Below are 11,948 nucleotides of genomic sequence, written 5' to 3' on the forward strand. Positions count from 1 at the left end.
ACCAATATGCCATAAGGTAAACAAAGGAGCAGAATTAAAAGGTCGTGCATAATTTGTTAGTGAATAAAACATTTTAAATTTGAATATTGAGGTGAAATTTTGTGAAAAGTATAAAGAGCAAATTAATATTTTGGTTTTCAACAACGATAAGTATAATTTTAATATTAACATGCTTTTTAAATTATGATACAGCCAAGAAAAAAATTATTAATGAATTTGAACAAAAAGAACTTATGAACACTCAGAAGATATCCTATGATATAGGCAGAGTTATAAAAGGGGTTGAAGCTCAAGGTGAAACTGTTGCAGCTATGAGCAGAAGGTTGGAATATAAAAAAGAAAATTATAAAGATGTAAAAATGTATTTAAAAAATTCTTTATCAGATGTTTTAAAACAGGATGACAATTTAGAAACGGTATATACTTTTTTAAAACCTGATATGCAGATAGATAAGGAACTGCCATATGTATGTATTATTAGAGATGAAAATAAAAATCCACTATCTTTTGAAACAGATACTATAGATGATTTTAAATATTGGGAACAGGAGTGGTATAAGGTAGGAATTAATTCTAATAAATTTATGTGGACAGAGCCATATTTGGAAGAGGCCACAGGTAGAAAACTTGTTTCAGGGATAAAAATGCTTGAGGATAATAAAGGTGATATTACAGGAGTTTCAGGAATAGATGTCAATCTAAATAGAATTCAAGAAATAATGAAAAATATAGATTTGAAAAATGAAGGATTCCCATTATTAATTTCTAAGAAAGGCACATATATATATCATCCTGATTCAGAGTATATATTGAAAAAAAATATTGGTGATGATCAAGATGAAATGCATATGTCATACGATAAATTAAAAAATAAAGATTCAGGATTTGAAATTATAGATTATGATGATAAAGAATATTATGCATTTTGTGATAGTATTAATTCCACGGGGTGGTATTTAGTAATTTTATATAGAAAAGCGGCTATAATTAATCAATTAAACAGTTTTCTAATTACAGATCTTTTAATACTATTTATAGGAATAGCTTTTACAATTCTTATTTCAGTAATTTTAAGCAGAAGATTATTAAGAACTATTGATATAGGTATAGATTGTTCAAAAGCATTAGAAAATGGAGATTTAACCCAAAATACAGATATAAAAGAAGAAAATGAAATGGGTATATTGATAAAAGCTATAAATGAATCATCAAAGTCTATAAGAACTATTATTTATGCTGTTAAGAATGATATAAGGGGATTGAAACAAATTTCTGATGATTTACAAACTACTAATAATGAAATAGTTTCTACATCAGATGATATAGATAGGCAGGTAAAAAAAGTAAAGTCAGATATAACAAAACAAAATCAAAATATAAACAGTATTTATGAAAGCTTTGATGACGTAAATACTTCTATGGATAAAATCCATATTGCATCAAAGGAAAATGTGAATAAAACAATCTATAGTGTAGAAACAATGAGAAAAACTAAGGGTTTAATGGAAACTTCGGTAGAAGAGTTAGATAGAATTATTAACTTAGTTAATTTTGCTGTAAATTCCATGAATAATTTAGAAGTTAGAACAAAACAGATAGAGGGAACTCTTAATATGATCAAGAATATTTCAAATCAGACTAATCTTTTAGCATTAAATGCTAGTATAGAAGCTGCAAGAGCAGGAGAAGCTGGAAAAGGATTTTCAGTAGTTGCAGAGGAAGTTAGAAAATTAGCATCCGAAACCAATAATACTCTTAACAAAATAGAGAGTTTGGTAAATGAGATAATAAAAGAATCCAAACAAACTGTAAAATCTATGAATTTAGATGTGGAAAATACAATAACTAAACTAAATTCCATAAAAGATACCCAATCTAATTTAAATAGTATTATAGGCAATTTTGATAGTTTTCAAAAATATTCTGAAGAACTAAGCAGTATGATACAAGATCAAAAGAATTTTAATGAATCAGTAAGAAATCTTCTTGAGACAATAATACAGTCTTCTGATGAGATAAAACAGTCTATTGAGAATATATTACAAGCTTCTATTAAACAGGAGAATACTGTTAACAGCTTAACCAAAGGTTCAAATACGTTGAATTCTATTTCAAAATCTTTAGAAAAGTTAATATCTAAATTCAAGGTGTAGGCAAAAAAAAGGTAAGTTGACAACTTACCTGTATTTTTTATTATTGGGAAAATAATTCTTTTACCAAGTTTGTAATTAAAATTTCTACTCTTGGTGAGAATATTAATGAGATAGCAGAAATAATTAAATTTATAAACATTATTACAGAATAAACAAAACTTTAATTTCTTAAAATATTTCCGATAAAAACCAGAATAAAAGAAAGGGGCTTTTTGTGAATATACCAATAGAACTAATAGAAGAAATTAAACAAAATAGAGTTATTTTATTTGTTGGTGCAGGAATATCAGAGAATTTGGGGAGAGCACCTTGGGGAAAGCTTATTGATGAAATGGCTATAGAACTTGGGTATGATAGAGATGTTTTTAGAAGTATGGGGAATTATTTAGAATTGGCTGAGTTTTATAAGATTAGGAAAAAATCTATTAGGACTCTTAAGGAATGGATGGATATAAACTGGCATAATTCTGAAATAAAAATTGAAGATTCTAATGTACATAAGCTTATTATAGATTTAAAATTTCCAATAATATACACCACAAATTATGACAGGTGGCTTGAAAATGCATTTGATTATTATAATAAAAAATATACCAAGATTGTGGGAATAGATGATTTGGTAAACTTAAAAGATGGAATTACCCAAATTGTGAAATTTCATGGAGATTTGGAAGATGAATCTTCAATAGTACTTACAGAATCTAGTTATTTTGAAAGATTAAGCTTTGAAAGTTCTCTAGATATAAAACTTAGAGGCGATGTATTGGGAAAAGCAATATTATTTATTGGATACAGTTTAAGTGATATAAACATAAGATATTTACTATTTAAATTAAATAAGATTTGGAAAGAAGCAAAATTTCAAAAATATAGACCTAAATCCTATATCCTCTTATTAAATAGAAATTCAGTTCAACAGGAGATACTGGAAAACAGGGGGATAAATACTATAATTTCTAATACCAATGATAAAAAAAAAGGTGTGGAAAATTTTTTGTGTGAGTTAGCAGAGCGGGTTATAAAAAATAAATGATTTTTGAAAATTTTATGTCCAATTATCAATTTAGTGTGATAAAATAGTAAAGTGATTTTGCAAAAGATAAAGGAGGACATAAATGATAATATTAAATCCAGTTATTATTTCAGTTTTAGTAATGATAGTTTTGAGTCTTTTAAATTTAAATGTAATTTTAGCAATACTCGTTGCAGCCATGACAGCAGGTATATCCTCAGGTATGTCATTTGAAGATACTATGGCAGTTCTAATAAATGGAATGGGTGGAAATTCAGAAACAGCTTTAAGCTATATTCTTTTAGGAGCTTTAGCTGTAGCTATCAGTAAAACGGGACTGGCAGATATTTTGTCTAAAAAAATAGCTGAAATTGTTAAGCAGAGAAAGGCAGTATTTATTTTATTAATTGCTTTTGTAAGTTGTTTTTCTCAAAATCTTATTCCAGTGCATATTGCATTTATACCAATTATAATACCACCTCTACTTGAACTTATGAACAGATTAAAGATTGATAGAAGGGCAGTGGCATGTGCTTTAACTTTTGGTTTGGAGGTTCCATATATAGCTCTTCCAGTAGGGTTTGGACTTATTTTCCATAACATCATAAGAGATCAGATGATTGCAAACGGAATCAGTATAACAACAGATATGATTTGGAAGGCTTTATGGCTTCCAAGTGTAGGTATGCTTGTAGGCCTTTTAATTGCAGTATTCTTTACTTATAGAAAGCCAAGAGAATATAAAGAGATTGAGTTAGATAATCTTAACCAAATTAATATTGAAGAACTAAAGATGAATAGGATACAATGGATTGCTTTAGTAGCAGCAGTTGTAGCTTTTACTGTCCAGTTAGTTACAGAATCATTGCCTCTAGGAGCATTGGGGGGAATTATTTTCATGGTATTAACAGGAGCTATAAAATGGAAAGAAATTGATAAGTTAATGGATGAAGGCATCATAATGATGGCATTCATTGCTTTTGTTATGCTTATTGCAGCAGGGTATGGAAGTGTATTGAGACAAACTGGAGCTATTGAAACTTTAGTTAAAACAGTTGCAGTAAGTATTGGCGGAAGTAAGATACTAGGTGCGGTATTAATGTTATTTGTAGGACTATTTGTAACTATGGGTATAGGAACTTCCTTTGGAACTGTACCTATTTTGGCAGCAATATACTGTCCTTTAGCTCAAAGCTTAGGATTTAGTGTTCTGGGAATAACTGCTCTTATAGGAGTTGCTGGAGCTTTAGGGGATGCAGGTTCTCCAGCATCTGACAGTACATTAGGGCCAACTTCTGGGCTAAATGCAGATAATCAGCATAATCACATATGGGACACTTGTGTACCTACTTTTACACATTTTAATATTCCATTGATTATTTTTGGAGTCATTACGGCTTTGATTTTTTAGTAAAATATAAAAAGACTAGGAAATTTCCTGGTCTTTTTATATTTTATTTTATGTTTTTTTATTCTTTTTTCATAAAGAAATTGAACTTGTCTTTTTTAGGAGTTGAAAAATCTATATTTCTCTTGTGAAGAGTATCACTGTACTCAGATATCTGGCTGTCACATATATTAGCATAATTTGTCTTGCCTTCTTCAACCCATCCCATAAAGATATACACATGAGTTGGAGAGTTGGACTTAGAAGCGGTTGTAAAAACAATATCACCTTTTTCTAACTGTTTATAATCAGTGTTTTTCTTCCAACCATTTTTTCCTAATTCGTCAACCAAGCTTTTTGTGTTAATAATAGATTTTGGCATATCGTATTCGTTATTTCTTAATATCTCTGCTATAAAAATTGTAGAAAGTCCTTTATCACTTCCATGATTTAATGATTTGGCTTTATTAAGAGAAGCTGTTCTATTAGCTTTATCACTTAAATAGGTATATATTTTAGTGTTTAGTGCTCTGGCATTAGCCGCATTTTTATTTTCAGATGAGGTTGTATCTTCTGTGGATTGAGGGTTATTAACTATATTTTTGCTTTGTTCTATATTAGTATTGTTCTTAACCATATTAATGGAAACCGAAGCTAGTTGTTTTACCATGAAGGCAGCTATCAGTATAAGTGGTACAGCAAAGGATGCAAAAATTATCTTGTTTTTTTTCTCATTCTTGTCTTCCATTTGCTGCATTTCACTTATGTATTTTTTCGTTTCTTCACTGGTCTCTAAATTACTGTATGAATTATCAAAAATCCCCTTTTTATTCATTAGCTAATCTACTCCTATATTTAATGTTTTTTGAAATTGATATTTTTACTTTAGATTTATTTAATATCTTATAATGTCTATAAATATAGACATTATAATTTTAATTTTATCAGATAACCTTTGTTAAGTAAACAATCATATTTTAACAAAGTGAAAACTTTAATTTAACAATAATGCAGCGTAGCAATATTATTGTAGTAGCCAGTAGCTAGAGAACAGTGATAAGTTATGGACAAAATATTTAAAATATGGTATATTGACGTTAGTAAACGGTTACGTAAAAGGAGAGAACTATGAAATCAACAATAAGAGATGTGGCAGTGAAAGCAGGTGTATCCGTAGCAACAGTATCCAGAGTATTAAATAATCAGGAAGGATATTCTGAAAAGACTAAACAGAAGGTATTGAAAACAATTAAAGAATTAGGATATAAACCAAATGCAATAGCTAGAGGATTAGCTAATAAAAGTACAAAAACAATAGGAGTGTTGGTTCCGGATGTATCAACTATGTTTCTTTCAAAAATTCTAAATGGAATAGAGACTAATGCTCATCAAAAGGATTACAGCGTAATTGTGTGCAACACAGGAATTTTAGGAGAAAGAACAACAGAGTATTTAGATATTTTATCTGAAAAGCGAGTAGATGGGATTATTATAGTTAGTTTGCCTATGAAAAATGAATATAATGAAGCAATTTCAAGTATGAATGTTCCATGTATGCTAGTATCTACAATGTCATATAGATACCAGCTTCCTTATATTAAAGTTGATGATAGGCAGGCAGCTTATAAGGCTACTCAATTTCTTATAGAGAAGGGTCATGAAAAAATAGCTATGATTAGCGGTACAAAAGACGAGTTAATAGCTGGAAAGTCAAGAGTTAATGGATACATAGATGCATTAAGGGATTTTGATTTGACAATAGATGAAAGGCTTATAAAGTATGGAGATTTCAGTTATATAAGCGGAATCAAGTGTATGGAGGAGCTTCTTGAAGAAGGTATGGAAAAATTTACTGCGATATTTGCAGCTAGTGATGATATGGCAGTAGGTGCATTATCTGCTGCTTATCACAGAGGAATTAAAGTACCAGAGGATTTATCTATTATAGGATATGATAATACACAAATAGCTGAAATGAGTATTCCACCACTTACAACCATTTCACAACCTTTTGGTAAAATGGGAGAAAAGGCAGCAGAAAAGCTAGTATATATGATAGAAAGTAAAGAAACAGTAGAAAGTATTATAATGCCTTATTCTATTGTAGAAAGAAGTACTGTTAAAAATATAGATAACAAATTTTAAAACTTAAAATTTGTTATCTACCAATTACATAAGATAAGTATAAGGATTTACGTAAGCGGTTACGTTGATAATCAGAAAAATGGAGAGCAAAGCAATAAAGTTAAATTATAAAATGGGAGTGATAAAAATGAACAAACAATGGTGGAAAGAGAGTGTTGTGTATCAAATATATCCAAGAAGCTTTAATGACAGCAATGGCGATGGAATAGGAGACTTAAGAGGAATAATAGAGAAACTGGATTATTTAAAAGAACTTGGTATTGATATGATTTGGTTATCACCAGTTTATAAATCTCCAAACGATGACAACGGTTATGACATAAGTGATTATCAAGATATCATGGATGAATTTGGAACAATGGAAGATTTTGATGAAATGTTAAATGAAGCTCATAAGAGAGGAATAAAAATTATGATGGACTTAGTTGTTAATCATTCATCAGATGAGCATAAATGGTTTGTTGAATCTAAAAAATCTAAAGATAATGAATATAGAGATTATTATATTTGGAAGCATGGTAAAGATGGAAAAGAACCGACTAATTGGGAGTCTTTCTTTAGTGGTTCTACATGGGAATATGATAAAAATACAGATGAATATTATCTGCATCTATTCAGTAAAAAGCAGCCTGATTTAAATTGGGAAAATCCTAAATTACGTAGAGAAGTCTATGATATGATGCATTGGTGGTTAAGTAAAGGGGTGGATGGATTTAGAATGGATGTTATAAACTTTATTTCTAAAGATCAATCCTACTTAGATGGAGAAATTCATGAAGGAAAGAAGTATGGAGACGGCTCAAAATATTGTATGAATGGACCAAGAATACATGAATTTCTACAAGAAATGAATAGAGAAGTATTAAGTAAATATGACATTATAACAGTAGGGGAAACTCCAGGTGTAAATCCTGAGATTGCTAAAAAATATGTAGGAGAAAATAGAAATGAGCTTAATATGCTATTTCAATTCGAACATATGGATTTAGGGAATGGTCCTGATGGTAAATGGAGTGATTTGCCATGGAAATTGACTGAACTAAAAGAGATAATGACTAAATGGCAGAAGGGGTTAGATAGCGATGGGTGGAACAGTTTATATTGGAACAACCATGACCAACCTAGAGTAGTTTCTCGCTTCGGTAATGATAAAGAATATAGAGTAGAAAGTGCAAAAATGCTTGCAACCTGTCTTCATATGATGAAGGGTACTCCTTATATATATCAAGGAGAAGAAATAGGAATGACAAATGTAGCTTTTGATTTTATAGAACAATATAAAGACATAGAAACATTAAATATGTATAATGAAGCGGTAAATGAACAGAGAAAAGATCCTAAAGAAGTAATGAAGGGGATTTATAGTAGAGGAAGAGATAATGCGCGTACTCCAGTTCAATGGGATGACAGTGAAAATGCTGGTTTTACAACAGGAACACCTTGGATAAAAGTTAATCCTAATTATAAAGAAATAAACTGTAAAAAGGCTTTGGAAGATAAGAATTCTATTTTCTATTATTATAAAAAATTAATTGATATACGTAAAAACAATGATATTGTTGTATGTGGAAGATACGATTTGATTTTAGATGACCATGAAGAAATTTATGCGTATACTAGAACTTTAGAAAATGAAAAATTATTAGTAATTTGTAATTTTAGTGAAGAAACTCCAAAATTTAAATTACCAGAGAATTTACTATATAGTTCAAAAGAATTACTTATCTCAAATTATAAAGTTAATGATGATAATATAGAGAAATTTCAACTAAGAGCTTACGAAGCAAGAGTTTACTACTTGAAAAAATAAATTTCAAATTTTATTTTGAATCAATTTCCTCTAGAATTTAATTTTAATATATTAAGAAAGTCACTTTTGAAATTTGAAAGGTGGCTTTTTTATGTGTATTAATGCAAAGGGTAAAGCTGTGCTTATGAAATATCATTGGAAGCCCGTTGGAGGAGTTCAGTATGTAGAGCGTAAGTAAGCAAACCGTCTTGCTGGAATTGATCCTGATATAGCCAGCAGAGGTTGAACAGTCGGCATCATTCCCTAGCACCTAATCCACTATTTTGGTATAAAGTTCATTATAATTCTAATATATAAATCTTCAAAATAACTATAGAGAGATTTTCAAAACTTTAAATTATTTCAACTCTATAACTTGAAGGTCATCTGGAACCAGTATAGTACCATTAAAGTATTGTTTTCCTTCCGCAGTGAAAAGTTCTTTTCTTTTTTCAATGTCTGCATCTATAGTGTGAAATAGAAGTAAGTTTTTTACATTCAATTTGACAGCATTTTCACAGGCTTCTTTAACAGTTACATGATGTTTTTCGTAAGGATGAAATATATCCCTTTGTGAATATAAACAGAAGGCTTCGTGCATAAGATAATCACAGTTATTTACATAGTCAAAAATAGCATCTCTATAAGGTTCATCTCCAAGGAAGGTTAGAGTTTTTCCATTAGAAAGTGTTGTTTTAAAACCAAATTGAAGCACTTTTGTGCTTTGAATGTTGAAGAAAGTAATTTTTAAATCTAATATATCAAATGTATTGTTATCAGCTATTTGTCTGAAGAAAATTCTGTTATCTATGTATTTGGTAAATCTGGTCTGAAGAATTAATTCGCAAATCTTTCTTATGATATCTTCAATGCTTTCATGGCAATAAATATTTAGATTACCATCATAATTACCTTTTGATATTTCGGTGGCAACTGATCTTATAATCCATATTATTCCTGAAATATGATCATTGTGTTCATGGGATATAAATACATTATGAAGTCTATTTATAGGTATTTGTGCTTTTTCAAGATTGGTGAGAATAGTATTTCCGCCACCAGTATCCACAAGAAAGTATTCATCATTTATAGAAATAGTAAAACAAGTATTATAGCATTTTGTAACCATAGCAGAGCCGGTGCCAAGCATAGTCAGTTTTTCCATAGTGTAACCTCCGTTGAAAAGATATTAGTCTAAGCTAGTGTAAAAATTTTTATAATATTTACCATATAGTAAATATTATAAAGCAAAATATACTTATTAATAGATTTTTGAAAAATTCGGATACTTTATATCAGGTTTTATGCCGCTGTTATTTTTTTATAAAAACTTATAATTTACTCAAGGGTAAATTTGAAATAAAATAAGTATATGAAATATTTTATTTTGTTTAATGATAATAAAACAGAAGTCAAATGGAAAGGACGATAAAATGAATTTAATAACTTTAGAAAATATAAGTAAAAGCTATGGAGAGAAGGTTCTTTTAAAAGATATATCCTTGATAATTAATGAAGGCGAAAAGATAGGATTAATAGGTATCAACGGAACAGGAAAATCCACATTGTTAAAGGTGATAGCTGGTGTAGAAAATTATGATGATGGAAAAATAACAAAAGCCAGCAAGCTTACAATAGAATATCTGTCTCAAACAGCAGATTTTGATGATGATGCCAAGGTTATAGAACAGATATTTAAGGGAAATTCACCGATAATGAAGCTGCTTCGTGAATATGAAAACACTATTGAAAAATTAGAAAATAATCCTGAGGATAGTGGACTTCAGAAAAAGATTTCGCAGCTTAATGAAAAAATGGATGCAGCAAGTGCATGGGAAATTGAAAGCCAGGCAAAAACAATACTTACTAAGCTTGGTATAAAGAATTTTGATGATAAGGTAGGAACATTATCCGGAGGACAGAGAAAGAGAATTGCCTTAGCAGGAGCATTGATAAGTCCCTGCGATTTATTAATCTTAGATGAGCCTACAAACCATATGGACAATGAAACAGTAAAATGGCTTGAGGAATATTTGAATAATAGAAAAGGTGCTCTTATAATGATTACCCATGACAGATATTTTTTAGATAGGGTAACCAACAGAATGTTAGAACTGAATAATGGAAAAATATATAGTTATGTAGGTAATTACAGTACTTTTTTAGAAGCTAAAGCAGAAAGAGAAGCATTTAATGAATCTGTAGAGATGAAAAGACAGAATTTGTTAAGACGTGAGCTTGCATGGATAAGAAGAGGAGCAAAGGCGAGAAGTACTAAACAGAAGGCAAGAATAGATAGATTTAATGAATTGACATCTCAGGAAATAGATACAAAAAATGAAAAAGTAGAAATATCTGTAGGAAGCAGCAGGCTTGGGAAGAAGGTTATAAACCTTGAAAATATAAGTAAAAGTTATGAGGGGAAAAAGCTTATTGATGATTTTAGCTTTATTTTTAAGAAAGAGGATAGAGTTGGTATCATAGGTTCTAATGGTATTGGAAAATCTACACTGCTTAATATAATTACGGATAAGATCAAACCAGATAGAGGAACTGTAGATACTGGTGAAACAGTTAAGATAGGATATTTTTCTCAGGAATATAACAATATAGATGAATCTATGAGAGCAATAGAGTATATAAGGGAAGGTGCTGAATTTATAAAAACAGAAGATGGAACACCAGTCAGTGCATCTAAAATGATGGAGAGATTTCTGTTTATACCAGAGATTCAGTGGACTAAGATATCAAGATTATCTGGAGGAGAGAAAAGAAGACTTCATCTTCTAAGAGTTTTGATAGAAGCTCCTAATGTTCTTATACTAGATGAGCCTACAAATGATTTGGATATAGAAACTTTAAATGTTCTTGAAGAATATATAGAGCAATTTAATGGAACAGTCATAACTGTTTCTCATGACAGATATTTTTTGGATAAGGTGGTAAATGAAATAATTTCATTCAAGGGTAATGGTACTGTAGAAAAATTTACAGGAAATTATTCAGAGTATATGGAATGTGTAGAAAAACAGATTAAAGAAGAGGAAAAAAGTGAAAAACAAATAAAAAATAATAAGGATAAGAACAATAAGGAAAGTGAAAAGCCTAAAGTTAATAAAAGCTTAAAGTTTTCATACAAGGAAAAACTAGAATATGAACAGATTGACGGAAAGATAGAAGAGGCAGAAATGGAGCTGGAGGAAGTGAAAGAAAAATTAAATTCCGCTGGATGTGAATATACTCTTCTTCAGGAACTTCTTGAAAATCAGAAAGAAATTGAGGATAAATTGGATTATTTGATGGAAAGATGGACATACTTAAATGAATTGGCAGAACAAATTAATATGGGAAAATAGGTGAAAGATATGTATGAACAGCTTACATATAGTAATAAGACTATGTGTAAGCTGTTTTTGTATAGAGATTTATAAATTTTCCATGAAAAACATATGATTTTATATA

General features: G+C 29.7%; 8 protein-coding genes. 6 read left to right on the forward strand and 2 right to left on the reverse strand.

Annotated features, from left to right (window positions below):
* The first annotated feature begins 101 nt into the window (after nt 1-101).
* The 3 genes from OIO11_RS01030 (at nt 102) to OIO11_RS01040 (ending at nt 4,576) form a co-directional block, all read left to right on the forward strand.
* Nucleotides 102-2,153, forward strand: coding sequence for a methyl-accepting chemotaxis protein (locus tag OIO11_RS01030; RefSeq protein WP_268069477.1), 2,052 nt, complete (start codon nt 102-104; stop codon nt 2,151-2,153).
* Between the two features lie 214 nt (nt 2,154-2,367).
* Entirely contained in the window at nt 2,368-3,186 is an 819-nt protein-coding gene (locus tag OIO11_RS01035; protein WP_268069478.1) for an SIR2 family protein, read from the forward strand.
* Between the two features lie 82 nt (nt 3,187-3,268).
* The gene (locus tag OIO11_RS01040) at nt 3,269-4,576 is read left to right on the forward strand and encodes a Na+/H+ antiporter family protein (RefSeq protein WP_268069479.1); all 1,308 of its coding nucleotides are present in this window, start codon (nt 3,269-3,271) and stop codon (nt 4,574-4,576) included.
* A gap of 58 nt (nt 4,577-4,634) precedes the next feature.
* Here the strand turns inward: OIO11_RS01040 and OIO11_RS01045 are convergent, their stop codons facing one another.
* Nucleotides 4,635-5,387, reverse strand: coding sequence for a hypothetical protein (locus tag OIO11_RS01045; protein ID WP_268069480.1), 753 nt, complete (start codon nt 5,385-5,387; stop codon nt 4,635-4,637).
* 293 nt (nt 5,388-5,680) lie between these two features.
* Here OIO11_RS01045 and OIO11_RS01050 point away from each other — a divergent pair, with 293 nt between their 5' ends.
* Nucleotides 5,681-6,697, forward strand: coding sequence for a LacI family DNA-binding transcriptional regulator (locus tag OIO11_RS01050; RefSeq protein ID WP_268069481.1), 1,017 nt, complete (start codon nt 5,681-5,683; stop codon nt 6,695-6,697).
* Between the two features lie 127 nt (nt 6,698-6,824).
* Nucleotides 6,825-8,507: a glycoside hydrolase family 13 protein gene (locus OIO11_RS01055; protein WP_268069482.1), complete on the forward strand. Its 1,683-nt coding sequence runs from the start codon at nt 6,825-6,827 to the stop codon at nt 8,505-8,507.
* Nucleotides 8,508-8,844: 337 nt separating this feature from the next.
* Here OIO11_RS01055 and OIO11_RS01060 read toward each other — a convergent pair whose 3' ends face one another.
* Nucleotides 8,845-9,651, reverse strand: coding sequence for an MBL fold metallo-hydrolase (locus tag OIO11_RS01060; protein ID WP_268069483.1), 807 nt, complete (start codon nt 9,649-9,651; stop codon nt 8,845-8,847).
* A 268-nt stretch (nt 9,652-9,919) separates the two neighbouring features.
* On the opposite strand from OIO11_RS01060, the gene OIO11_RS01065 reads away from it, so the two are divergent.
* A complete protein-coding gene (locus tag OIO11_RS01065; protein ID WP_268069503.1) occupies nt 9,920-11,842 on the forward strand; it encodes an ABC-F family ATP-binding cassette domain-containing protein in 1,923 nt (640 codons plus the stop codon).
* Nucleotides 11,843-11,948 lie beyond the last annotated feature (106 nt).

Origin of the sequence: Clostridium sp. ZS2-4 (assembly GCF_026719745.1) — a bacterium.
Classification (GTDB): domain Bacteria; phylum Bacillota; class Clostridia; order Clostridiales; family Clostridiaceae; genus Clostridium_H.

Coding starts and splice junctions, on each gene's coding strand:
- OIO11_RS01040 (WP_268069479.1), top strand. CDS start 3,269: ATGATAATATTAAATCCAGTTATTATTTCAGTTTTAGTAATGATAGTT.
- OIO11_RS01045 (WP_268069480.1), bottom strand. CDS start 5,387: ATGAATAAAAAGGGGATTTTTGATAATTCATACAGTAATTTAGAGACC.
- OIO11_RS01060 (WP_268069483.1), bottom strand. CDS start 9,651: ATGGAAAAACTGACTATGCTTGGCACCGGCTCTGCTATGGTTACAAAA.
- OIO11_RS01055 (WP_268069482.1), top strand. CDS start 6,825: ATGAACAAACAATGGTGGAAAGAGAGTGTTGTGTATCAAATATATCCA.
- OIO11_RS01065 (WP_268069503.1), top strand. CDS start 9,920: ATGAATTTAATAACTTTAGAAAATATAAGTAAAAGCTATGGAGAGAAG.
- OIO11_RS01050 (WP_268069481.1), top strand. CDS start 5,681: ATGAAATCAACAATAAGAGATGTGGCAGTGAAAGCAGGTGTATCCGTA.